The organism is Kitasatospora sp. NPDC034035, from assembly GCF_055575755.1.
In genome coordinates this window covers 135,348-159,230 of sequence record NZ_JBVISA010000014.1, presented here as the reverse complement: position 1 = coordinate 159,230, position 23,883 = coordinate 135,348, and the positions used below count along the sequence as shown (strand labels likewise).

The 23,883-nt window shown below is 73.9% G+C and carries 20 protein-coding genes; 8 read left to right on the top strand and 12 right to left on the bottom strand.

The features are described from left to right. The first annotated feature begins 53 nt into the window (after positions 1-53). The gene (locus tag ACZ52J_RS21430; RefSeq protein WP_360490339.1) at positions 54-506 is read left to right on the top strand and encodes a MarR family winged helix-turn-helix transcriptional regulator; all 453 of its coding nucleotides are present in this window, start codon (positions 54-56) and stop codon (positions 504-506) included. 137 nt (positions 507-643) lie between these two features. On the opposite strand, the gene ACZ52J_RS21425 is transcribed toward ACZ52J_RS21430, so the two are convergent. The 5 genes from ACZ52J_RS21425 to ACZ52J_RS21405 all read right to left on the bottom strand — a co-directional run bounded on the left by ACZ52J_RS21425 (position 644) and on the right by ACZ52J_RS21405 (position 5,976). Beyond that, positions 644-1,219 carry a GTP-binding protein gene (locus ACZ52J_RS21425; protein WP_360490337.1) on the bottom strand — a complete coding sequence of 192 codons (576 nt, stop codon included), beginning with the start codon at positions 1,217-1,219 and terminating at the stop codon, positions 644-646. 63 nt (positions 1,220-1,282) lie between these two features. Continuing rightward, on the bottom strand, positions 1,283-1,666 hold the full coding sequence (locus ACZ52J_RS21420) for a DUF742 domain-containing protein (RefSeq protein WP_350629240.1): 384 nt from the start codon (positions 1,664-1,666) through the stop codon (positions 1,283-1,285). After that, a complete protein-coding gene (locus tag ACZ52J_RS21415; protein ID WP_360490335.1) occupies positions 1,663-2,094 on the bottom strand; it encodes a roadblock/LC7 domain-containing protein in 432 nt (143 codons plus the stop codon). The genes ACZ52J_RS21420 and ACZ52J_RS21415 overlap by 4 nt, the downstream gene beginning before the upstream one ends. Further along, positions 2,094-4,196: a sensor histidine kinase gene (locus tag ACZ52J_RS21410; RefSeq protein ID WP_465620795.1), complete on the bottom strand. Its 2,103-nt coding sequence runs from the start codon at positions 4,194-4,196 to the stop codon at positions 2,094-2,096. The genes ACZ52J_RS21415 and ACZ52J_RS21410 overlap by 1 nt, the downstream gene beginning before the upstream one ends. A gap of 511 nt (positions 4,197-4,707) precedes the next feature. After that, the gene (locus tag ACZ52J_RS21405; protein ID WP_396287660.1) at positions 4,708-5,976 is read right to left on the bottom strand and encodes an acyl-CoA dehydrogenase family protein; all 1,269 of its coding nucleotides are present in this window, start codon (positions 5,974-5,976) and stop codon (positions 4,708-4,710) included. Positions 5,977-6,399: 423 nt separating this feature from the next. Here ACZ52J_RS21405 and ACZ52J_RS21400 point away from each other — a divergent pair, with 423 nt between their 5' ends. From ACZ52J_RS21400 to ACZ52J_RS21390, 3 genes are all read left to right on the top strand, one after another. After that, entirely contained in the window at positions 6,400-7,476 is a 1,077-nt protein-coding gene (locus ACZ52J_RS21400) for a GAF domain-containing protein (protein ID WP_360490331.1), read from the top strand. A gap of 535 nt (positions 7,477-8,011) precedes the next feature. Beyond that, positions 8,012-9,598 (top strand): lipase maturation factor family protein, encoded by a 1,587-nt coding sequence (locus tag ACZ52J_RS21395; protein ID WP_465620899.1) that lies wholly within the window; start codon positions 8,012-8,014, stop codon positions 9,596-9,598. A gap of 206 nt (positions 9,599-9,804) precedes the next feature. Beyond that, on the top strand, positions 9,805-12,075 hold the full coding sequence (locus tag ACZ52J_RS21390; RefSeq protein WP_465620792.1) for a hypothetical protein: 2,271 nt from the start codon (positions 9,805-9,807) through the stop codon (positions 12,073-12,075). Positions 12,076-12,153: 78 nt separating this feature from the next. Here the strand turns inward: ACZ52J_RS21390 and ACZ52J_RS21385 are convergent, their stop codons facing one another. Both ACZ52J_RS21385 and ACZ52J_RS21380 read right to left on the bottom strand, forming a co-directional pair. Continuing rightward, positions 12,154-13,203, bottom strand: a complete 1,050-nt coding sequence (locus ACZ52J_RS21385) for a transglycosylase SLT domain-containing protein (protein WP_465620790.1) — start codon at positions 13,201-13,203, stop codon at positions 12,154-12,156. Between the two features lie 55 nt (positions 13,204-13,258). Further along, on the bottom strand, positions 13,259-14,143 hold the full coding sequence (locus ACZ52J_RS21380) for a helical backbone metal receptor (RefSeq protein ID WP_465620789.1): 885 nt from the start codon (positions 14,141-14,143) through the stop codon (positions 13,259-13,261). A gap of 300 nt (positions 14,144-14,443) precedes the next feature. Between ACZ52J_RS21380 and ACZ52J_RS21375 the strand changes: the two genes are divergently transcribed. The 3 genes from ACZ52J_RS21375 to ACZ52J_RS21365 all read left to right on the top strand — a co-directional run bounded on the left by ACZ52J_RS21375 (position 14,444) and on the right by ACZ52J_RS21365 (position 17,445). Then, entirely contained in the window at positions 14,444-15,526 is a 1,083-nt protein-coding gene (locus ACZ52J_RS21375; RefSeq protein ID WP_465620787.1) for an ABC transporter substrate-binding protein, read from the top strand. Positions 15,527-15,628: 102 nt separating this feature from the next. Further along, the gene (locus tag ACZ52J_RS21370; RefSeq protein ID WP_465620897.1) at positions 15,629-16,648 is read left to right on the top strand and encodes a FecCD family ABC transporter permease; all 1,020 of its coding nucleotides are present in this window, start codon (positions 15,629-15,631) and stop codon (positions 16,646-16,648) included. After that, positions 16,645-17,445, top strand: a complete 801-nt coding sequence (locus tag ACZ52J_RS21365; protein ID WP_465620785.1) for an ABC transporter ATP-binding protein — start codon at positions 16,645-16,647, stop codon at positions 17,443-17,445. Before ACZ52J_RS21370 ends, ACZ52J_RS21365 begins: the two co-directional genes overlap by 4 nt. Before the next feature lie 8 nt (positions 17,446-17,453). Here ACZ52J_RS21365 and ACZ52J_RS21360 read toward each other — a convergent pair whose 3' ends face one another. The 4 genes from ACZ52J_RS21360 to ACZ52J_RS21345 form a co-directional block, all read right to left on the bottom strand. Beyond that, complete coding sequence (locus ACZ52J_RS21360; RefSeq protein WP_465620783.1) at positions 17,454-18,518, bottom strand: L-tyrosine/L-tryptophan isonitrile synthase family protein; 1,065 nt, start codon at positions 18,516-18,518, stop codon at positions 17,454-17,456. A gap of 87 nt (positions 18,519-18,605) precedes the next feature. Further along, positions 18,606-19,997, bottom strand: a complete 1,392-nt coding sequence (locus ACZ52J_RS21355) for a cytochrome P450 family protein (RefSeq protein ID WP_465620782.1) — start codon at positions 19,995-19,997, stop codon at positions 18,606-18,608. Between the two features lie 33 nt (positions 19,998-20,030). Next, on the bottom strand, positions 20,031-21,407 hold the full coding sequence (locus ACZ52J_RS21350) for an MFS transporter (RefSeq protein WP_465620780.1): 1,377 nt from the start codon (positions 21,405-21,407) through the stop codon (positions 20,031-20,033). Positions 21,408-21,652: 245 nt separating this feature from the next. After that, a complete protein-coding gene (locus ACZ52J_RS21345) occupies positions 21,653-22,216 on the bottom strand; it encodes a sigma-70 family RNA polymerase sigma factor (protein ID WP_465620779.1) in 564 nt (187 codons plus the stop codon). Between the two features lie 55 nt (positions 22,217-22,271). Between ACZ52J_RS21345 and ACZ52J_RS21340 the strand changes: the two genes are divergently transcribed. Next, on the top strand, positions 22,272-22,580 hold the full coding sequence (locus ACZ52J_RS21340) for a zf-HC2 domain-containing protein (protein WP_465620778.1): 309 nt from the start codon (positions 22,272-22,274) through the stop codon (positions 22,578-22,580). A 279-nt stretch (positions 22,581-22,859) separates the two neighbouring features. Here ACZ52J_RS21340 and ACZ52J_RS21335 read toward each other — a convergent pair whose 3' ends face one another. Next, positions 22,860-23,768: a hypothetical protein gene (locus tag ACZ52J_RS21335; protein WP_465620776.1), complete on the bottom strand. Its 909-nt coding sequence runs from the start codon at positions 23,766-23,768 to the stop codon at positions 22,860-22,862. Between the last annotated feature and the right edge of the window lie 115 nt (positions 23,769-23,883).

Below are 23,883 nucleotides of genomic sequence, written 5' to 3'. Positions count from 1 at the left end.
ACTTGTCGTGAGGAGGCACCGAACACGCGGTGCAGCGGAAAGGACGGCGCGCCATGGGGATCCGCGACGACGCGGCCGAGGTCCGGGCCCGTGGCTGGCGCACGCTCGCCGCGCTGCACGGAATGATCGACGCCGCACTGGAGAAGGCACTCCAGGCCGAGTGCAAGCTCTCGGTGGTCGAGTACACGGTGCTGGACGCGCTCTCGCGCCAGGACGGCTGGCACATGCGGATGCAGCAGCTGGCCCGGGCGGCGGCACTGAGCAGCAGCGCGACCACCCGGCTGGTGAGCCGCCTGGAGGACCGGGGCCTGCTGAGCCGCTACCTCTGCGCGGACGACCGGCGCGGCATCTACACGGAGCTGACGCAGGACGGCCGCGACCTACTGGCGACCGCCCGGCCGGTGCACGACGCCGCCCTGGAGGCGACGCTGGCCCAGGCCACCGAGATCCCCGAGCTGGCCCCGCTGGTCGACTCGCTTGCCGAGCTCGACCCGGCGCACGCCTGACCGCGTAGCTTGGCCCGGCCGGCTCGACGGTCAGCCGCGCCTGCCGGCCGAGCTACAGCCGTCCGCACAGCCGCGACTGCCGACCGAGCTACGGCTGCCCGCCGAGCCGCGTCTGCCAGTCGAGCCGGGGCCTGCCCTCACCGCCGCCCGGTGGCCAGGGCGTTCCGGTGCACCCGGTCGAGCAGGGCGAGCAGCAGCTCCTTGCTGGACGCCCGCTCCCGGACGTCGCACAGCAGGACCGGGACCTCCGGGCCGAGGTCGAGGGCGCGGCGGACCTCCTCGGGGGTGGCCTCCCGGCGACCGTGGAAGCAGTTGACGCCGATCGCGAACGGGATGCCGCGCTGCTCGAAGAAGTCCACGGCGGCGAAGCTGGATTCGAGCCGCCGGGTGTCGGCGAGGATGATCGCCCCGAGGGCGCCGAGCGCGAGGTCGTCCCACATGAACCAGAATCGGAACTGCCCCGGCGTGCCGAAGAGGTAGAGCACCAGGTCCTCGCGGACGGTGATCCGCCCGAAGTCCATGGCCACCGTGGTGGTGGACTTGTCCTGGACGCCTTCGAGGCTGTCGACCCCGATGCTGGCGCGGGTCATCCGTTCCTCGGTCTGCAGCGGTTCGATCTCGCTGACCGAGCCGACCATGGTGGTCTTCCCGACGCCGAATCCGCCGGCGACGAGGATCTTGACCGCGCCCGGCACCAGGCTCTGGGTCGTCAATTCGGGTCTCCTGAAAGGGAACTGGGAGCACGAGGCAACCGGGGTGGCGGGGGTGCCCTCCGGTCAGAGGCGGCGGACGCCCTCGATCACGGCCTGGATCAGCGAGATGTCCGGTGCCTCGGCGAGCTGGACCGGGGCGCGGGTGAGGATCAGCCGGGCCTCGGCCAGGTCGTCCAGCAGCACCTTGACCACGCTGACCGGCAGGTCGAGAGTGGCCGCGATCTCGGCCACGGCCAGCGGACGTTCGCGGCACAGGTCGATGATCGCGGCCGGTTCGGGCGAGAGCCGGGTGGTGTCGGTGCGCGGGTCGGCGGTGACCACCAGGGTGATCAGCGCGAAGCCGTCACGGACCGGTCCGGTGCGCCCGTTGGTGATCGCGTAAGGGCGGACCAGATGGCCGGCGTCCTTGTCGTAGAACCAGCCCTCGTCGGCGTCGGCGGTGGTCACGCACCGCCACCCACGCCGACCTGGCCGGCGTCGCTGCGCGGCGCCGCGGTGAGGTACTGGCCGACCTGCTTGACCAGCATGTTGATCTCGTACGCCATCAGTCCGGCGTCCACCTGCTCGCTGGTCAGGACGGCGAGCCGGGCGCCCTGCCCGGCGGTGGTGACGAACAGGAACAGCTGGTCCATCTCGACCACGGTCTGCCGGACCCGCCCGCCGTTGAAGCGGTGCCCGGCGCCGCGGGCCAGGCTCTGCAGGCCGGAGGCGACGGCGGACAGGTGCTCGGCGTCGGCCCGGTCGAGGCCCTGGTCCATGCCGACCAGCAGGCCGTCCTCCGAGAGGACGATGGCGTGCTGGGTCTCGGGTACCCGCGCCACCAGCTGGTCCAGCAGCCAGTTGAGGTCGCGCTGGGGTTCGGTGTGCTGCGTCATCACTGCTGTTCCTTGGCTTCCTGGGCGGCGGAGGCTTCCTGGGCGGCGGAAGGTGCGGCCGGGGTGTGGGGTGCGGCGGGCGCGGGGGAGGCCGGGGCGCCCGGTTCGGTGCCGGCCGCTCGGGCGGTCCGGGTGCCGCGCTGGATGGCGGCCATGGTGGCGCGGGAGCGCTGCGGCGTCGGGTCCTCGGCTTCGGCGTCGCCATCGGCACCGCCGTACCGGGGCGCGAGCGGGGAGGCCGGGGCGGTCGGCATGGTCGGGTGGGTCGGCGCGGCGGCGCCGACAGGGCCGACGGGGCCGGAGCGGCGGACGGACGGCGGCAGCAGGGTGCTGGGCGCGTTGGCCTCGCGGAGCTGCTCGGCGAGGCTGGCGTTGCGGACCCGCTGCGGGAGGACCCGCGGGGTGCGCAGTTCGCCGTCCGGGCCGTGCGCCACGTGGTCCTCCTGCGGGCGTTCGTGGGTGGGCGCGACGCGGTCGGCGGGGACCCCGTCGAAGAGCACCGCGGCCGGCTCGGCCGGGAGGTCCGCGTCGTGGCGGCCCGTCGGCGGACTGTCCACGAGCGCGTCCGCCGGGACGTCACCCGAGAGGTCGGCCGGGACGTCACCCGGGAGGTCACCGGCGATGTCGCCCGGAAGTTCGTACCGGCGAGGCATGGCGGGCCGGGGAACGACCACGGCACCGGGCAGTCCGGGGATCTGGGCACCGACGGGCAGACCGCCGTTGGCGGGCCCCGCGGGAGCGACCTGTCCGGAAACCGGCCCCGGAGCTCCGTCGGCCGGAGCGGCCCCCGCGTTCCCGGCATCGCCCGGCCCCGCCGGGCCGTTGCCCAGCAGCCCGCTGAGCACTCCGGCGAGCGCGCCCGACAACCCCTCGTCGGCGTCCCCGAGGTCGCCGTCCGCCGAGGGCTGGGCCTCCGGCACCGGGGTGCGGGTGACCCGCGCGCCGGACGGCAGTCCGGGCACCGAGGCCGGCTGCTCCGCCTGCTCCAGCAGTGCCGAGGGCACCAGCACCACGGCCCGGGTGCCGCCGTACGGCGAGGGCCGCAGGGTGACCTGGATGTCGTGCCGGGCGGCGAGCCGCGCGACCACGAACAGGCCGAGCCGCAGGTCGTCGCCGAGCGCGGAGACGTCCAGCTCGGGCGGGTTGGCCAGGTATTCGTTGAGCCGCTCGTACTCCTCCTCGCTCATGCCGAGGCCGCGGTCCTCGACCTCGACCGCCAGGCCCTTGGGCACCTCCTGCGCGGAGACCTGCACCTGGGTGTACGGCGGGGAGAACGTGGTGCCGTTCTCGATCAGTTCGGCGATCAGGTGGATGAGGTCGGCGACGGCCTGCCCGCTGAGCGAGGCGCGCGGCACGCCCTGGACGACGACGCGGGCGTAGTTCTCGGTCTCGGAGACGGCGCTGCGCAGCACGTTGACCATGGGCACGGCGTTGCGCCACCGGCGGGCGGGCAGCGCGCCGCCGAGGATGACCAGGTTCTCGGCGTTGCGCCGCATCCGGGTGGCCAGGTGGTCGACCGCGAACAGTTCGCGCAGCAGCTCGGGTTCCTCGTGCTCGCGCTCCAGCGCGTCCAGCATGCTGATCTGGCGGTGGATCAGGATCTGGGTGCGGCGGGCGATGTTGAGGAAGACCTTCTTCGTCCCCTCGCGGCCCTGGGCCTGGTGGACGATGGCGGCGACGGCGGCCTGGCGGACGGCGGCGAGGCCGTCGGCGGTCTGCTGGACCTCGTCGCCGATCCGGCGGGAGGGCGCCCAGGCGGGCGGGGTGGGCACCGGCTCCCCGGCGCGCAGCCGCCCGACCACGTCGGGGATCTCCTGCTGGGCGAGCGAGAGGGTGTCGGCGCGCAGTCCGGACAGGCGGCCGGACAGGGCCCGGGCGGCGCGGATGCCGCGGACCAGGCTGAACAGCAGGACCACGGCGACGACGATGGTGCCGATCAGCACCGCGGTGCGGTGCTCGGCGTCGCGCAGCTGGTAGGCGGCGTACCCCCAGGCGGCGGCGAGGCCCAGGCTGGGGACCAGTACGAGGGCGAGGAGCGAGCTTCGGAGGGAGCCGGACCGGCCGGCGCGGTGGCCCGTGCGGGGGGCCGATATGCCTGGCATCTGATTCCTTGTTGCAGGGCCGAGTTGCAGGCCGGGTCGCGGGTCCGAACGGCGGGTCGGCCCGTGTGGCCCGGGCGGGCTTCAGGGCGCCGAGGCCGGGGTCGCCGGACGAGGTGACGCGGTGTCATCGTCCGGGCGGAGTACGGCCACGGCCGCCGACGGCAGGAAACCTATCAGTCCCAGGTGCCCTCATCGCAACATCAACTGACGATATGTGAAGGGCTGATGGGCTCGACCGGCCCTGTGGACGGAAGTGTTCGCTGACGTATCGCAGCAGCTCAGGGCTGTGGCTGCGGCGTGCGGACGGCTCTCCGGGAGGCGGGGTGCGCCTCCCGGATTGTCGTCAGGAACAGGTCAAACGGTCGTATGCTGAAGGGTCGCCACCGTTCGGCCCGCCCGGCCCGCCCGGTCCGTCCGGTCCGAGGTTTGCCAGGTCCGACGTCCGCCGGGTCCGTCAGGTCCGACGTCGGCCGGTCCGTTCGGGTCCCGACCGGACGTCGGGTGCCGACGATCAGCTCGCCAGCGGGATCTGTACCACCTGTCCGGCCCGCTCGTTCCGGCCCTCGGCCTCCAGCTGGTTCAGCTCGGTCCACGCCCAGCTGGCCAGGTCGGACAGCTCGGCCGACCACTGCCTGCCGTAGGTGCCCGAGGCGACCTGGCCGAGTCGTAGCCGCTGGACGTCGGAGGTGCCGGCCGGGGCGTAGATGTGGGTGGCGTCCCGCAGGTAGCGGATGATGTTGAACTCCTCCTGGGTGCCGCGGGCGGCGAGGATCTCCATCGCGCTGCGGGCCGAGTCCATCGCGTACTCGGTGTTGATGAGCTTGGCGTTCATCAGCTCGGCGTCGCAGGGCTTGCCGTGGTCGAGCAGGTGCGAGGCGTGGTAGGCGGCCAGCTTGGCGGTCATCAGCTTGGACTGCAGCTCACCGAGCTTCAGTGCGACGCTGTTCAGCTCGTTGAGCGGCTTGCCGTACAGCACACGCTCCTCGGCGTAGCGCACCACGTCCTCGACGATCGCGACGTGGATGCCGAGCGCGACGGCGCCCAGGTTGAGGCGGCCGTACAGGGTGGAGGAGGAGTAGGCGACGTCCAGCCCCTGGCCCTCCTTGCCGAGCCGGTTGCCGGCCGGTATGCGGCAGTTCTCGAAGACCAACTCGCCGAAGCTGAAGCCGTGCAGGCCGCCCTGGGTGCCGACGGCGCCGGTGCGGAAGCCGGGGCGGTCGCTCTCGACCAGGAAGGCGGAGAGGCCCCCGCTGCCCTTGCCGGTGCGGAACACCACGCCGTGCACGTCGCCGATGTGGGAGTTGCCGACGAACCACTTGCGGCCGTTCAGCACGTACTCGTTGCCCTCGCGGCGGGCGGTGCCGGCCATGCCGAGCACGTGGCCGCCGGACTCCGGCTCGGTGACCGCGATGGTCGGCAGGCACTCGCCGGAGGCGAACTTGGGCAGCCACTTGCGCCGCTGGACGTTCGAGCCGAAGTGGATGACCTTGGCGACGCCGAGCTGCGAGGCCTGAGCCATCGCGCCCATCGCGCCGCTGACCCGGGCCAGCTCCTCCACGATGATGGTCTTGGCGAGGTGCCCCAGGCCCAGGCCGCCGAACTCCTGGGGAATGGTGACGCCGATCCAGCCGCGACGGGCTATCTCACGGGCGAGGTCGAACTCGATCTCCCGGTCGCTCTCCATCCGGGCCACCTGAGGACGCACCTCCTTCTCCGCGAACTCACGGACCTCTGCCCGGAGGTTCTCGTGCCGCTCATCGGTGAAGTAGTCCATCGTCATGCTCTAGTCCTCTCGTCCCGGTGGGTGTCGTGCCTCCGTTCATGCCGTCGATGCCGCTCCGGTCGCTCCCCCGAGGGGACCGGTGGGGGTGCGGAGGGGGTGGGGGCCGATCGCTCCTTCGCAACCGGTGCATGCGGACCCTGGGGCGGGTGTCCCCGAGGAGCGGGGATTACCGTCCGTGTCTTCGGCAGGGCTCATTGTCATATGTCTGTGCGGGCTTACACAGATCTGATCTTGGATTGGCGGGATTCGGCGCGTCCTTCTTCGGACGAGTTTCGACGCGATACCGACTGGGAAATGATCTTGGCCCACGCCACAGCCTGCGGTCCGCCGCTCACGTGCGGTTTTGACTGTTCATCAGCAGCGGGTGGCGGCCGGTCCCGGTTCCACCGAAGCGCCCGGATGTCTGATTACATGTTCGCCATGACTGATGTGATGAGCACTCAAGGCCAGTTCCCGGGTGCCGCCGGGGAGTCCGAGCGAACCCGCAGACTGCGTAGCCTGGGTCTCAACGACCCTTCAGCGGACGAGGCCTTCGACCGCTTCGCCCACCTGGCAGCCAGCATCACCCGCGCTCCCATCGCGATGGTCAACTTCATCAACGACGAGCGCCAGATGTTCCGAGGGCTCTACATTCCGCCAACTTCGACCGAAATCGCGCACGAGGACGGCGCTTCCTGGGCGGACCGGGGCATCGCCTTCGACCTCCCCACCCGCCAGATGCCGCTCAGCCACGGCTTCTGCCCGCACGTGGTCGCCCAGCGCTCGCCCCTCGCGCTGGACGACATCCTCGCCTACCCCCGGTTCGCCGGTAACCCGGTCGTGGACGAACTCGGCGTCCGGGCCTACCTCGGCGCCCCGCTCGTCGACGACACCAGCACCGTCATCGGCACCGTCTGCGTCCTCGACCGGGAACCCCGGCAGTGGGGACGCGAGCGCCTGCGCGACATCCAGCACCTCGCCGAGGCGCTGCTCTCCGAGATCCGCCTGCGCGACAACCTGCTCGCCCAGCAGCACGAGATGTTCGCCGCCTTCGACGGCTCCCCGTTCCCCATCATGCTCACCGACGGCCCCGGCCAGGAGATCCGCTACGCCAACGCCCAGCACGCCGACACCTTCGGTGCCCCGGTGGCGTACGGCGCGATCGGGCAGGCCTACCCGCAACTCGGCGTGGCCGGCCTCCAGCAGGCCGTCTCCGAGGCCTACCGCACCGGCCGCACCACCGTCCTCAACGAGGTCCGGGTGCAGTCGACCCGCCCCGAGGCCCAGCGCATCCAGCAGGTCTTCAGCTTCACCTGCACCCCGCTGCGGACCGCGCGCACCGGCCAGGTCAACGGCGTCCTCACCGTCGGCATGGACGTCACCGCGCAGTCCCGCACGGAGGAGGAACTCGGCACGCTGGCCGCGCTGCTGGTCGACCGGCTGCAGCAGAGCGGCGCCGCGACCCCCACCGGCCGCCCGGGCATCGCCGGCGGGACCGGACTCGTCCTGCCGAGCTGAACCGCAGACCGGCCGCCCACCCGCGGCACCGCGGCCCGCGTCCGTACCGTCCGTTCCACCCGGCTCGCACTGCCCGAACCGCTCGCACTGCCCGCTCCACCGGTATGGCCCGTATTACCCGCATTGCTCGCCCGACTTGCACCACCTGTACGACCCGCACCACCTGTACAACCTCGCACCACCTGTATGACCCGCACCACCTGTACAACCTCGCACCATCCGTACGATCCGCACCATCCGTCCGACCGGCACCACGTGCACCACTCGCACTGCTTGTACGACCCGTACCGCCCACCGCCGTGGCGGGGCGCCTCTCACCCCCGAGGAGAGGCTCCCCGCCACGGTGCCGTCCGGGGCCCTACGGTGCTCCGGCTCGAGGTTCGGCTCGGGTTCGGCTCAGGTCCGGCTCGGGGCCCCCGGCGCGGGGCCGGCCGTGCGGCGCGGCGCAGTTCGGCCGGGCCGAGCGGGTGAACCGTCCGCCGTCCGCGTCCCGGCCGGGCCCACCCGCCGGGCGGCGGTGGTAGGCATGGGCCGCATGGACTGGTTCGCCGCCCCCGACTACTGGCTGAGCCGGCTGCTCGTCCAACGCCTGCTCGCTGCCCTGTACCTGATCGGATTCCTCAACGCCGCCGCGCAGTTCCGCGCGCTCATCGGCACGGACGGCATGCTGCCGGTGCCCCGCTTCACCGCCCGCGTCCCGTTCCGCCAGGCACCCGGCCTCTTCCACCTCCACTACAGCGACCGGTTCTTCGCCGCCGTCGCCTGGGGCGGGGCCGCCCTCGCCGCCGCCGTCACGGCCGGGCTCGGCGACGCTGTCCCGCTCTGGGTCTCGATCCTGCTCTGGGCGGTGCTCTGGGCCCTCTACCTCTCCATCGTCAACGTCGGGCAGACCTGGTACTCCTTCGGCTGGGAGTCCCTGCTCCTCGAGGCCGGCTTCCTCGGCGCGTTCCTGGGCAACGCCGACACCGCCCCGCCCACCCTGGTGCTGTGGTTGATGCGCTGGCTGGTCCTCCGGGTCGAGTTCGGCGCCGGACTGATCAAACTGCGCGGCGACAGCTGCTGGCGCGACCTGACCTGCCTCCGCTACCACCACGAGACCCAGCCGATGCCCGGGCCGCTCAGCTGGTTCTTCCACCACCTGCCCGACCCGCTGCACCGGGTCGAGGTCGCGGCCAATCATGTCGTCCAACTCGTCGTACCGGTCTGCCTGCTGCTCCCACAACCGGTCGCGAGCTACGCGGCCTGCGCCGTCGTCGCCACCCAGCTGTGGCTGATCGCCTCCGGCAACTTCGCCTGGCTCAACTGGCTCACCGTGACCCTGGCCCTCGCCGCCGTCGACCCGGCCCGCATCGGCCTGCCCGTCCACGCCCGTGCCTACCCCGGCACCCCGCTCTGGTACGAGGCGTTGGTGATCGCGCTGACCGCGGCCGTCGTCGTCCTCAGCTACTGGCCGGTGCGGAACATGGTCTCCCGCGGCCAGGTCATGAACCGCTCCTTCAACCGCCTCCACCTCGTCAACACCTACGGCGCCTTCGGCAGCGTCAACCGCCTCCGTCAGGAGGTCGTGGTCGAGGGCACCGACGAGGCGGTCCTCACCCCGCGCACCGTCTGGCGCGAGTACGGCTTCAAGGGCAAACCCGGCGACGTGCGCCGCCTGCCGCGCCAGTACGCCCCCTACCACCTGCGGCTCGACTGGCTGATGTGGTTCGCCGGCATCTCGCCCGGCTACGCCCGCCCCTGGTTCCTGCCCCTCGTCGCCCGCCTGCTGGCCGGCGACCCGCCCACCCTGCGGCTGCTGCGCCACAACCCCTTCCCGGACACCCCGCCGACCCACGTCCGGGCGACCCTCTACCTTTACCGGTTCACCGATTGGCGCGAACTGCGGGAAACCGGCGCGTGGTGGCACCGCACCGCGCTGCACGAGTACCTCGCGCCGGTCGACCTGCCCACCCTCGGTCGGGCCGGGTACCGACCACCGCTCGGCCGACCACGCCCCAGCGTCCGCGAGGTCCCGCTGGAGCGGCCGCGGCGGCCCCGCCGCACCCCCGGTCCGTCCACCGTTCGGCGGCCCGGACACCCGTCCGGACCAGGGCCGGACCACCCGGGCGGATCCCCCGAGTAGCGGCCAGGTGGGGGGTATGGCATACGACACCGGCCCGTCGGGGCGGTGGGTGCGTGCAAGGCTCGAACGGGCACCCGTATTCTGGGCCTCCACAAGCGGCAGCCCGACCGCGCGCCCCTCGCCCCGCCCCAGGGGCAGCCCCCGCGCAACCGGTCCGCCGCCCCTCGTCGCCAGCCCCGCCGCCGTCGCCCAGAACCGGACCTCACATGACAGTGCTTCACTCGCGCAACGCCGACGCAGCCGACCCGGTGGACGTCGCCGACGCCGCAGACGTCAAGGACCCCCAGGACGCCGTCGCGGAGCCCGACCTCCGCGAAGACCTCGGCCGCTACGCCGAACTCGGGGCCTTCACCCTCACCGCCGACACCCACGCCTGGTACGCGGCCGTCGACACCGTCGCCACCCCGGAGGATGCCCGCGCCGCCTCCACCGCGCTCGCCGAACTGCGCGGCCGCGACCTGCAGCAGACCTGGGAGGCCGTCACCGCCCTGGCCGCCGAGGTCAAGCTGGACGAGCCGGACACCGTCGCCAAGACCGCGCTCCTGGTCGAGATGCTCCAGCGGGTCCACCGCACCGCCGCCACCCTCACCACCGCCGCTTACGACGCCGACCTCGGCGCCCTCGCCGCCGCCACCGCCGACAGCGCCTGGCGCCGCGAGAACGGCGTCAAGCTCTCCTGGCTGCGCGGCCGCTCACTGCGCAAGCAGGCCACCGCCCTCGCCAACGACCGCCGCGTCCGCCGCGAGGACCTGCACGAGGCCCTCACCTCCGCCGAGATCGAGCGCCGCGCCTGGGCCGCCCTCGCCCCGGCCGGCACCCTCCCGGCGGCGCCCGCCGACGGCGCCCTGGTCGAGCGCACCGCCCAGGCCTTCGAGGCGATCAACGTCGGCCTGCGCGACCTCGACCGCCTGCTGCCCGACCACGACCTGGACGGACTGCCCTTCGCGGACCTCATCGACCTGGTCGAACGGCTCGCAGCCGACGAGGGCACCCTCTACCATCTCCCCACCATTCGCGGCCTGCGCGCCGCTCTGGAGGAGGCCGGCCTCGGGGACCTGCTCACCGAACTCGCCGCCGCCAAGGCCGACCGCCGCGCCGCCGAGGCCGCGTACTCGGCCCGCCAGGCGCTGGCGGGCGGGCAGCGGGACGGGCTGGCGGAGGAGGCTGCTGCCGAGGAGACGGCGGTCGAGGAGCCGGTCTCGGAGCCGGTCGCGGAGGTCGAGACCGAGGTCGAGGGCGAGGCCGAGGTGGAGGCCGAGCTGGAGGTCGACGTCGAGGTCGACGCTGAAGCGGTAGCGCGTCAGGCGCTGGCCGGTGGGCAGCGGGACGGGCTCGTGGAGGAGGTCCCGGCCCAGGCTCCTGCTGAGGAGGCCGCCGAGGCAGTTGCCGAGCTTGAGGCCGACGCCGAAGTCGAGGACGTGGTCGAGACCGAGACCGAGACCGAGACCGAGACCGTGACCGAGACCGAGGACGCGGTCGACGCCGAGGCGGTGTCGGGTTCGGACGTCGACACGGACGCCGCCGACGTCGAGCCGACCGTGGCAGAGGAGCTGACGGAGGAGGAGGCCCCGGCTGCCGTGGTCTCCCTGCCGGCGCCCTCCCCGGCCGCCGACGACCTGGTCGCCGCCGCGACCGCGGCCCTGGCCGAGGCCGCAGCGGTGGAGAAGGCTGCGGCGGAGGAGGCCGAGTCGGCCGCCGAGGTCGAGGAGCCCGCTGCTGAGACTGCGGTCGAGGCTGAAGCCGAGGTGACGGAGACCGAGGTCGTCGCGGAGGAGCCGGTAGTCGAATCGGACGAGCCTGCTGCCGAGGTGGAGACGACCGACCAGGAGACCGAGGTCGTCAACGAGGAGCCCACCGCCGAGATTGACGAGGCTGCCGACGACGTGGCGGTGGCCGAGGTTGTCGCTGAGGAGCCCGTTGCCGAGGTGACGGTGGCTGCTGAGGAAGCTGCCGATGTCGAGCCGGTGGCCGAGGTCGTGGCCGAGGAGCCCGTCGCCGAGGCCGAGGCCCCAGTGGCCGAGCCCGAGACCGAGGCTGTTGCCGTAGAGGTGGAGGAGCCGGCCGCCGAGGTGGAGGAGCCTGCTGCCGAGGTCGAGCCTGAGGCCGCCGTCGAGGAGCCCGCCGTCGAGGAGCCCGCCGTCGTGGAGCCCGCCGTCGTGGAGCCCGCCGTCGTGGAGCCCGCCGTCGTGGAGCCCGCCGAGGAGCCCGTCGCCGAGGAGGCAGCCGCCGAGGCGGATGCCCCCGTCGCCGACGAGGACGCTGCCCGTGCTGCGAAGCCGGACTTCACGCCCGGTCGCCCCGTGACCGCCTACTCGGCCGACGAGTTGCTTGCCGTCGTGCGGTGGGTGGACGGCGACGGTGTGGAGCGGAGCGACGAGGAGCTGCTGCGGGCGGCCATGAAGGAGCTGGGCTTCGGCCGGCTCGGCCCCAGGATCAAGGAGGCGCTGGGCGCCGCCGTCACCGCCGCGCGCGGCTGACGAGGGGAAACCGCCGGACGGACAGGGCCCGGGACGCGATCGTGCGTCCCGGGCCCTGCCATGTCCCGGGGGACTGCGTCAGCCCGCCTTGTTCCACGGCTGGCTGGACATCAGTGCCTTCACGCTGGCGACGTACCCGGGGTTGGGGATGACCAGGCTGCCGACGACCTCGCCCGTGGTCGGGTCGGTGACGGCGTTGTAGTGCACGTTGCCCGCGCCCGCGTTGTACGCGGAGACGACCAGGTCGAGCAGCGGTGTCTTGCCGGTGGCCGGGTCGGGGGAGAGGTCGTACGTGCCGCCGAAGGAGGAGTCACCGTAGTAGGCGGCGAGCCAGCCGAGCAGTTGGGTGCCGAGCTGGACGTTCCCGGTGAGCGTGTTGGCGTCCGAGGTGGTGCCGAACTTGCCGTTCATCCAGCTGATGGTGTTCGGCATGACCTGCATGGTGCCGATCCCGCCGTCGCAGGCGAGGATGCCGGACTGCCAGCCGCTCTCCTGCCAGGCGATCGCCTTGACCAGGTTGACGGGCAGGGGTGGGAGCTGGTCGGTGCCGCCGGTGCTCAGCTTGAGCGTCCGGGACTGGCCGGCGGCGGCGGTGAGGGCGGCCGAGACGGCTTCCTTGGGGTCGTCCGGCCGGGGCTTGCTGGGCTTGCAGCTGCTCTGCAGCGGCGGCACGTGCGGGGTCGGCGGCGCGGGTGGTGGCGGGGGCGCGACCGGGCCGGGCTTGGCGGTCGGTACCGGGGCCGCGACGACGGGCTTGGCGACCGGCGGCTGGGTGGTCACCCCGGCGGGCAGGTTGCCGCCGCCGGCCTTGGCGGCGGTGCCCGGCGGCGTGCTCGGCGCGGCCTTCCCGGCCTTGCCGGCGGGGGCGCTCGGGCTCGGGCTCGGCGAGGCACCGGCGCCCGCGCCTGCGGTCGGCGTCGCGGTCGCCGGGGCGGTCGGGCTGGGGGCCTCGCTCGCGGACGGGCTCGTGCTGGAGGGCCCGCTGGGCCCGTCGCTCGCGGTCACCACGGTGCTGCCGCCCGCCGCGTCCTGGTGCTTGTCGGCGTGCTCGGTGCCGCAGCCCGCCAGGACGGCGGTCGCCACGGCGACTGCCGACACCAGGACCAGGGTCCGCCGTGTGGTGCTCACTCTCATCTGTGGTCCCCCCACTGGTCACCGGTGGTCCCGGCGCGTGGCGGTCATCCTATGAGGTGCCGCTCCGGCCTTGTGTGAACGGGTGGCCGAGCGCCTGCCGCAGGACGGCCGGTGCCGTGACGAGGGACGGTCCGTACCAGGTCAGGTGCCGTCCGCTGACCAGTGCGACCGGTGTTCCGGGGAACGCCTCCGGGCCGTCCTCGGCGGTGAAGCGGTACGGCTCGTCCGGCAGCACCACCAACTCCGGTCGGCAGGCCAGCAGTTCGGGCAGCGGGATGGCCGGGTAGCGCTCGGGGTGGTCGGCGTGGACGAGTCGGAGGCCCAGACGGCGCAGCAGGTCCCCGGCGAAGGTGTCGCGGCCGAGGACCATCCACGGGCGGCGCCAGATCGGCACGATCGCCCTCGGGCCGTCGGGCTCCTGGACCGCTCGGCTCGGCCCGACCGGCCCGACCGGCCCGACCGGCCGGACTGACCCGACTGGTCCGACAGGCCTGACCGGTCCGACCGGCGCCCAGGCCGCTTCCGCCTCGTCCAGCCAGGCGGGGCGCGTCAGTCGGCAGGCGGTGGTCAGCAGCCGGTCCAGTGAGCGGAAGGCGTCGTCCAGGGTGCGGATGTCGGTGACCCAGACCGGGGCGCCGGCCGCCCGCAGCGCGTCCAGGTCGGGGCGCCGGTTCTCCTCGTCGTTGGCGATGACGAGGTCGGGTTCGAGCGCGAGGATGCCCGGGACGTCCGGGTTCTTGGTGCCGCCGATCCGGGTGACGGCCAGGTCGGCGGGGTGGCTGCACCAGTCGGTGGCGCCGACCAGCAGCCCGGGCGCGGTGGCGGCGACCGCCTCGGTCAGCGAGGGCACCAGCGAGACCACCCGGCGGGGCGGGCGCGGCCCGAGCCGGACGGGGAGGTCGAGGTCGTCGCGCAGCGCGGTGGGGTCGGCCATCGGGCCAGCCTAGGCCAGGCCTGCGTCACGGATCCTGCGTCCCGGATCCTGCAGGCCGGGTCCAGGCCGCATCCAGGCCGGATCCAGGCCGGATCCAGGCCGGATCCAGGCCGGATCCAGGCCGGATCCAGGCCGGATCCAGGCCGGATCCAGGCCGGGTCCTGCGGGCCGGTCGGGATGGCGTCGGCCTGTGCGAGCGGTCCGTGAATCCTGCGGGAACCCGCCGCCCGGGTCGTCCGACTACCTGGTCCGGGTCCGCAGCACGGGCCCGAGCACGGACCACCGACCAGGAGAGTTGTCATGCGCCCACGCGTTGTCTGCGGAATCGCGGCCGCCGTCGCCCTGTTCGCCACGGCCTGCGGGAGCGGTGGCGGGGGTGGACGGGGCGACTCCGTCACCGCCCAGGCCGCCCCGAGCGGCGCCTACCCGGTGAAGGTCGCCGACTGCGCGGGCAAGGAGACCACCATCGCCAAGGCACCGACGAAGATCGTCACCAGCAACGCGTCGAGCCTGGAGATGCTGCTCCGGCTCGGCGCCGGCGACCGGGTGGTCGGCACCGGCTTCCCGCCCGGCAAGGGCACCCTGCCGGCCGACCTCGCCGAACAGGGCGGCAAGGTCCCGGTGTTGGGGGACAAGGCCATTCCCAAGGAGAAGCTGCTCGGCTCCGGCGCCGACCTGTACGTCGACACCTTCAGTGCGATGCCGATGATGGGCGGCGGCGCCACCGGACCGAGCGAGGAGGAGTTCGCGGCGGCCGGCATCCAGCACGTCTACCTGCTCTCCACCGCCTGCGCCGGGACCCCGAAGGCCGCCAAGGCGCCGCGCACCGACCTCGGGGGCGTCGAGGACGACATCCGCCGGCTCGGCGCCGTCACCGGCACCGCCGCCCGCGCGGAGGAGCTGGTGGCCGGGATGGAGAAGCAGGTCGGCGAGGTGCGCACCGCGCTCGCCGCCGTGCCGGAGGGGCAGCGGCCGAGCTACTTCGTCTTCGACTTCGACGCCGGTACCAAGCAGCCGGTGGCGGTCTGCGGCCGGCAGGTCGCCAACGCGGTGATCACCCAGGCTGGGGCGCGCAACGTGTTCGCCGACTGCGACGCCGACTTCAAGCCCGGCTCCTGGGAGGATGTCGTCGCCAAGAACCCGGACTGGATCCAGCTCGCCGTCCGCAACCGGGGCAGCGAGGAGGCCACCCGCAAGGCCTTCGACGACGCCGAGGCGTTCCTGAAGAGCTTCCCGGCGACCCAGGGCCTGAAGGCCGTCCAGGAGGGGCACTTCGTCCGGCTCGGCTCCGAGGCGACCACCATCGCGGGTGTGCGCAACGCCGACGCCGTCCGGCAGATCGCGGCGACCGTCCACCCCGACCTCGTCAAGAACGGGCAGTAGAAGGTGACGTCGGCCGTTCACGCCGAGGCCGAGGCCGAGGCCGAGACCGCGAACGAGGCAGCCGGCACCGGCCGCCCGGCCCGCACGCTGCGGGCCGGGCCGCTGGCCGCCGTCCTCACCGTCGCCCTGGTGCTCGCGCTGACCGCAGCCGTCTCGCTCGGCGCGGTGGACATCCCGCCCGGCGAGGTGTGGTCGGTGGTCGCCCGCCGGCTCACCGGGCGGGCCGCCGAACCCGGCACTCGCGACCTCATCGTCTGGCAACTTCGCGTCCCGCGCGCCCTGTTGGCGGCCGTGGTGGGCGCCGGTCTCGGCCTGGTCGGCACCGCCGTCCAGGCGCTGGTCCGCAACCCGCTCGCCGACCCGTACCTCCTCGGCATCTCCTCCGGCGCCTCCCTCGGGGCGGTCGCCGCCATCGTCCTCGGCACCACCTTCGGGCTCCAGCTCTCCTTCGGCAGCGCGCTCGGCCTCACCGTCTCCCTGGCGGCGTTCGCCGGCGCGCTCGCCGCCTTCTCCCTGGTCTGGCTGATGGCCCGGCGCGGCGGCGGCTTCTCCCCGCTGCGCCTGGTCCTCGCGGGCATCGGCATCGCCCAGTTCCTCGGCGGCGTCACCAGCTACCTCGTCCTGCAGACCCGCGACGAGCAGCAGACCCGGGGCGTGCTGTTCTGGCTCATGGGCAGCCTCGGCGGCACCGTCTGGGCCCAGCTCACCGTCCCCGCCGTAGCCGTGGCGCTCGGCCTGGCCCTGCTGCAGGCCCGTGCCCGGGGGCTCAACGCGATGCTGATGGGTGACGAGACGGCCGCCGGGCTCGGCGTGGACGTCGCCCGACTGCGCCGCGAGGTCTTCGTCGTCACCAGCGTGCTCACCGGGATGCTGGTCGCCGTCTCCGGCGCGATCGGCTTCGTCGGCCTGATGGTGCCGCACGTCTGCCGCCTGCTCCTCGGCGGCGACCACCGGCGCCTGCTGCCGCTGTCCGCGCTCACCGGGGCGCTGCTGCTGGTCGTCGTCGACACCGTGGCCCGCACCGCCCTGGACGGCCAGGAACTGCCGATCGGCGTGGTCACCGCCGTCCTCGGTGCCCCCACCCTGCTCTACCTGCTGGACCGACGACTGGAGCGCAATTGAGGATCGCCGTCGAGGACTTGAGTGTCGCCCTGGCCGGGCGGACGGTGGTGGCCGGGGTCCACCTGGTCGCCGAGGAGGGGGAGATCGCCGGACTGGTCGGGCCCAACGGGAGCGGCAAGTCCAGCCTGCTGCGCACCGTCTACCGGCACCTGCGGCCGAGCACCGGGCGGGTGCTGCTGGCCGGGCGGGACCTGGCGGAGCTGCGGCCGGCCCAGTCCGCCCGGCACATCGGCGCGCTGCCCCAGGAGCGCGGCGGGGACTTCGAGTTGAGCGTCCGCGAGGTGGTCGCGATGGGCCGCACCCCGTACAAGCGGGCCTTCGCCGCCGACGACGCCGAGGACCACCGGATCACCGCCGAGGCCCTGGCCCGGGTCGGCATGGCGACCGCCGGCGACCGCCGCTTCACCCAACTGTCCGGCGGGGAACGGCAACGAGTGCTGCTGGCCCGCGCGCTCGCGCAGCAGCCGGACGTCCTGGTGCTGGACGAGCCGACCAACCACCTGGACGTCCGGCACCAGGTCGAACTCCTCGCCCTGCTGCGCGAGCAGCGCCGCACCACGCTGGTCGCCCTGCACGACCTCAACGCCGCCGCCTCGGTCTGCGACCGGCTGCACGTCCTGCACCGCGGCGCCCTGGTGGCCTCGGGGGCGCCGCGCGAGGTACTGACCCCCGAGCTGCTGGCGGAGGTCTTCGGGGTACGGGCGGCGGTGATCGAGCACCCGCTCACCGGCGACCCGCTGATCGCCTTCGACCACCGCACCCCGGCCGGTGCGGTGGCCTCCGTGATCGGGACGTAGTCCGCCTTTCAGCGGCTCGCGTCGTGGCTCTGGCCGTGGCCCGGGTCGTGGCCCCGGTCGTCGCTCTGGCCATGGCCCTCGACATGGCCTTCGACGTGGCCCTCGTAGTGGCTCGGTCGGCCGTCGCGCAGCACCAGCCGGCCGAGCCGTGCGGCCTCCTCGCTGCGTAGCAACTCCCATCCACCGTCCGCTCGGTGGAGTGCCGAGGAATGCCAGGGCGTGGTCCAGACGTCGGCCGCTGCCAGCAGCCGGATGCCGAACTTGGAGACGCCGGCCGGCTGCGGGTGGATGGAGAGCCGGACGGCCCGGGGGTGCTGCTCGGCGATCAACTCGCCCCAGGCACGGCTGCGCTGGATCACCCCGTAGGCGCGGCGGCGGCACTCCCGCTGCAGGGCCGAGCGGGTGCCGGTGAAGCCGATGGAGTCCTCGGTGAGGAAGCGGGTGATGCCGCGGTAGAGCCGAAGGGTCTCCTCCTCGGCCAGCACCTGCTCGCGCAACTCCTCGACGGTGGGGGCGTAGCGCTCGTGCACCCGGGCTCTCTTCTCGTCGTACGGGAGGTCGCCGAGGACGGCCCGCAGGTCGAAGGTGGCGAGGTGGCCGAGACCCTCGCGGGCGATCATGGCGGTCAACTCGTCGGAATAGGCGTCGATGTGGTCGTCCGGGACGTTGATCAGGTCGCCGAATATGTGCCCGTCGGAGCAGATCAGCATCCGGGCGCCGGGCTCGTGGAGGCGGCCGATCTCGGCGCAGAGCCGGTCGAGGAAGGTCAGCGACAGTCGTTCGCCCTCGTCGGGCAGGTGGCCGAGCACCTTCGCCGGGTTCGGCGACTTGCAGGGGAACCCGGGCAGGGTGAACACGATCGGTTCGCCGGCGGCGATGAAGTCCGCCAACTGCGCGAGCTGCAGCGGGAAGTGCTCCGGTCGGGCGTCGAACTCCGGGTCGGCGGCGCGGCGGTTCGGCAGCAGGAGATCGAGGATGCGGGCGGCGAGGCGCTCGGCCTCGGCCGTGGGTCCTGATCCGGTGCCGGTGCCGGTGACGGTGATCGGAGTGGTGGCGGTGCCGGCGGGCGGCATGGTGGGTCCTCCACGGATGGTGGTGTGGGGCGGGCTCGGGCAGGCGGAGCCGGGTATCGGATGCGGGGGGCCCCGGGTCAGCGGCGGTCAGCGGCGCCGGTCGTAGGCGACGGGGAGGCGGTTGACCCCGCGGGCCAGGACGGCGGGGATCCAGGTGAGGTCGGCCAGGTCGTCCCCGGGGGCATTCGCCGGGCGCAGCCCGGGCAGGCGGGTGAGCAGGGTGCCGATGGCGATCCGGAGTTCGGCCCGGGCCAGGGCGGCGCCGGGGCAGTAGTGGATGCCGTGGCCGAAGGCGAGGTGGGCGTTGGGGGAGCGGTCGAGGTCGAGGCGGTCGGCCTCGGGGAACCGGGATTCGTCGCGGTTGGCGGCGCAGAGCGAGACGATCACCGAGTCGCCGGCCGGCACGGTGGTGCCGAACAGGTCGCTGTCCTCGGCGAAGAACCGCCAGGTGGTGAGCTCGAACGCGGCGTCGTGGCGGAGCAGTTCCTCCACCGCACGGTCGAGCAGGCCGGGCTCGTCGATGCCGTCGCGCAACCGGTCGAGCTGCTCGGGGTGGCGCAGCAGGGCGATCAGCATGGTGGTGATCTGGTTGGTGACCGGCTCCTGCCCGGCGACCAGCAGTTGGAACACCATGGAGTCCCGCTCCTCGCGGCTCAACTCGCCCGCGTCGTGGGCGGCGACGAGCCGGCCGAGCAGGTCCTCGGACTCCGTCCAGCCGGGCTCCCGGCAGTCGGCGCGCTTGCGGGCGACCACGTCGGCGATGTACCGCTGCAGGCCGCGCAGCCGCGCCTCGTACGCCGGGCGGCCGGGGTCCTGCGGGCCGACGGGCTGGACCACCTTGCCCCAGTCACGGTCGAAGCGGTCCGCCAACTCGGCTGGGAGGCCGATGACTTCGGCGAGCACCCGGAAGGGGTAGTGGGCTGCGAAACCGGCCACCAGGTCGGCGCCGCCGGCCTCGGGCAGCTCGTCCACCAGGGCGTCGGCCAGCTCCTGAAGCCGGGGGCGCAGGGACTCCACCCGGCGCGGCGCGAAGGCGTCCAGGACGAGCCGGCGCATCGAGGTGTGCTTGGGCGGGTCCTGGTGGAGCAGGTGGACCTGGAGCTGCGAGTGCTGCGGCTCGGGCATGATCGACGCGAGTCGGCGCCAATCGTCGTTGCCCAGCGCGTGGTTCTTGCCGAGGCGCGGGTCGTTGAGGGCCGCGTGGGCGGCCTGGTAGCCGGTGACCAGCCAGGCGTGGATGCCGCTCGGGAACTCCACCCGGTGCACCGGCCCGGCCTCGCGCATCCGCCGGTACAGCGGGTACGGGTCGCTCTTGTACGCCGGACCGTACAGCGGGACGGGGGAGGGAAGCCGGTCGTACCCGTACGGGCAACGCGGGGTGTCGTAGGTCGCGGCCGAGCCGGGGACAGGGTCGGCGATCGGGTCGGGGGCGGGGCCGGGTATCGGGTCGGGGGCGGTGTCGGGGATCGTGTCGGTCATCTGGGGTGGTCCTTCGGTACGGTGCGCGGACTGTCAGGTCGTGGGGCGGCGGCGGTGCAGGGCGAGCAGGGCGACGGCGGTCGCCGCGACCGCGGCGGCCAGGGCGATCCCGGCGCGGGTCCCGGTGGTGTCGCGGCTCCCGGCCGACGCGGCGGCGGTGGCGAGGGCCGGTCCGACGGCGAAGCCGAGGCTGCGGGCGAGTTGGACGGCGGACCCGGCGGTGGCGAGCTTTCCGGGCGGGGAGGCGGTCATCACCAGGGCCTGGGTGGGGCCGCCGTTGAGGCCCATCCCGGCACCGGCGAGGGCGAGCCGGGCGGCGATGTCGAGGGCGGACCAGCCGGCGTCCAGCGGGACGAGCAGGGCCAGGCCGAGAGTGGTGACGGCGGCGCCGGTGAGCGCGGTCGGTCGGGCGCCCCAACGGTCGGCCAGTCGGCCGCCGACCCGCCCGGCCAGCACCATGCCGAGCGGGAACGCCAGCATGGTCAGCGCGGTGGCCGTGGCGCTCTCGCCCCGAGGGCCGCGCAGGTGCTGGGCGAGCAGGTAGTGGCAGGCCGCGAAGCCGGCGGCGAGCGCCAGCACCGAGGCGTTGACCCCGGCGGTCCCGGCGGCCCGCAGCACCTCGGCCACCGGCCGGCCGCCGGGGCGGCGCAGCCACAGCAGCACCAGCGGCGCGGCGGGCAGCGCCAGCAGGAGCCACTGCGGCGCCTCCGGGGCCAGGGTGAGCCCGAGCAGGACGGCGGCCATGGCACCACCGATCAGGGCGGCGTCGCCGAGCGAGCCCCGGTCGGGCAGGCGCAGCCCGCCGCGCCGCGGGGCGTGCCGCCGCACGATCAGCACGGCGGCCAGGCAGACCGGCAGCTTGACCAGGAAGATCGCCCGCCAGCCGAGGTGGTCCAGCAGCAGGCCGCCGACGACCGGACCGGTCACGGCGCCGAGCGGTCCGAGGGTCGCGGGCACGCTCATCGCCCGCCCGCGCAACTCGGATCGGACGGACGTCGCGGCGAGCACCGGCATCAGGACGAAGAGGACGGCCCCGAAGGCGCCCTGCAGCAGCCGGGCCGCGATCAGCCAACCCGCCCACGGGGCCGCGGCCGCCAGCACGCTGCAACCGGCGAAGCAGCCGACCGCGAGCAGCAGCGCGGACCGGGTGCCGACCTGGTCCAGCCACCGTCCGGCGGGCAGGAGGAGTGCGACGAGCGGGAGTTGGTAGCCGAGAACGGCCCACTGGGCGACCCCGGGGGAGACGTGCAGGCCGGCCGAGATGTCGGTGAGCGCGAGGTTGACCACGTTCATGTCGAGCATCGCGACGAACGAGAGCAGGCCCGCGGCCACGACCAGGCTCCAGCGGTCGACGGGTTGTGGCTGACTGCCCGTCAGTGAGTCGGCGGCCGTCGGCTGTTGCGCTGCCATGGAGTCCCTCCGTTCCCGTTCTGCCGTACCGGACACCGCCCCGGCGGCGGGGTCCGGTACAGCAGTCGGGGGCGCGACGGCTCCGGTTCCGAACACTTGGGGGAATTTTTCGGTGGCGGTGTTCAGCGAACGAGTGACAGATTTCAGCCGACAGCCGACAGCCGACAGCCGACAGCCGACAGCCGACAGCCGACAGCCGACAGATTTCGAAATCTGTCATCTGTCGGCTGTTTCGCCGTCGCCGCTCAGCAGGCGGCCACGAGCTCCACGGCCTCGGCCGCCCGCAGGCGCGCGATCAGTTCCTCCCGTGCCCGGGCAACCCGGGAGCGGACGGTGCCGACGGGGCAGCCGGCGACCTCGGCCGCCTCGGCGTAGCTCAGCCCGACGACCTGGGTCAGGACGAAGGCCTCCCGCCGCTGGGCGGGCACCCGGTCGAGCAGGTCGTCGAGTGCGATGCCGTCCTCGAATCCGGCCCCCGGCACGCCGCTCTGTCGCTCCGCCGCCTCCTGCCAGTCCGGCAGTGCCGCGAGGCGTGGCCGGGCGGCGGCCATCCGGTAGCGGTCGATCACCGTGCGCCGGGCGATCGAGAGCAGCCAGGTGCGGGCCGAGGAGCGCCCCGCGAACGCGGGCAGGCTGCGTAGTGCGCGCAAGAAGGTCTCCTGTGCGAGGTCGTCGGCGGACTGCACGTCGGTCAGGTGGGCGACGAAGCGCCAGACGTCGCGCTGGGTCGCGCGGACGAAGGCCTCGACGTCTGCCGCCCGGCCGGAGCGGGCGGTCAGTGCGAGTGCGGTGAGCTGCTCGTCATCCACGGCGGCCTCCGACCCGGCCGGTCCCGCCTCGGTGGTCGTGCGGGACGATGGGCATATGAGATGCGCGCAGTTCCGTACCGCTCTGTCCGCCCGGCTCGACGGCGAACCGAGCGGTCTGGCGCAGGCACGGCTCGACAAGCACGTTGCGCGCTGCACCGGCTGCCGGGAGTGGCTGGACCGGGCGGAGCTGCTGCGCGGCCACGTCCGGGCGGGCGCCGCCGACGGGCCGCCGCCGGAGTGGTCGGCCCGCCTGCTCGCCGGGCTGAAGGACGCCGGACTGAAGGAGATCGGGCTGACGGAGATCGGGCCGGCCGAGGGGCCGGGCGGTCGCGCTCCGGAAGGCCCACAGGCCACGGAGCGGTAGGACGGTGGCGCCGGCCGGGGCCGGTGCGCCGTCGTAGTCAGGCATGGAAAGGTCCCGAGGGGAAGGCTGGGAACGGTGCTGCTCAGGGCGGCACCGTCGGCGTCCGTGGGCGGCCGCGCGGCATGCCGTGCCTCCCGGAGAGCCGGGATGCGCGGCGGTGGACGCGGGCCCGCGCCCTGGCGGTACGGCGGTGGAAGGCACGGCCGTGCGGCAGGGCGACCTGCCCGTCGCGGGGTTCCGGGGGCCGGAGGCGGCCGGGGGACTGCGGCGGCGGGCGCGTCAGCAGGCGAGGGCGAACGCCGGCGGCCCGCGCCGGACCACGGCATGCGTGAGCAGCACCGACCGGGGCGGCCGGGCTCGGTCGTCGGCGGGCCTGGGCGGCGCCGGGGCCCGGTAGCCGAAGGGGCGCGCGAAGAGCGCCAGCAGTGGGAGCAGCAAGGCGCCCGCGACGACGGCGCCGAACGCGCCGAGCAGGTCGAAGAGCCGCACCAGTGCCGCGTCACCACGCCAGAGCAGTAGCGCGCAGGCCAGCGCGGCCAGCACGTGGGCGGCGGCCATCCCCAGCGACATGCCGTGGGACATCCCGTGGGACATGCCGCCCGCCATGTCGTGCGTCAGGCCGCCCGTCGTCGGGTCGGACATGCCTCCGGGCATCGGGTGGGACATGCCGGGCATCCCCGCCATCCCGGGCAGGCCCATGTCCATGGCCGTCCCGTCGGCGGAGGCCCCTGCCCCCGCGGCACCGTGGTGCATTCCGGCCATCGGGCGCAGGCTGCCGGCGGTCGGCGGCACGTCCGGGTCGATGCCCGCCATCCGGGCCAGCTCGACCGGCGAGAGCCCGCCGGGCGCGCGGTCCGGGTTGCAGAGCAGCAGGGCGGCCCAGTCCGTGGTGGCGAGCCGGCCGAGGCCGCCGCCCCTTCGGCCGAGCGCCCCGGCCTGTTCGAACAGCTGGTGCAGTGCGGTCTGCGCGGCGATCATCCAGACGCTGATCGCACCGAGCCCGCGCCGCTTGCCGGCGAGCAGCCAGGTCAGCCCCAGGACCGCCCCGAACGCGCCGGCCAGCACCGTCGGGGAGACCCCGGATCCGGCCATGGCGACGTGCGCGGTGGCGGCCATCGCCACGCACAGCGCGGCGAAGACCGCGGCGCGCAGCAGGCGGATCCGGTCGGTCATCACGATGGCACTCATCGTCGCACTCACCCCGCCCGGTCCGTACCGCACCCTCCGGTCATGGCCGGTTCCGGCCCGTGAGACCATGCCCGGCCGCCCGGCGGCCCGCTCCGCCGCCGTCCTCCCCGGCGCG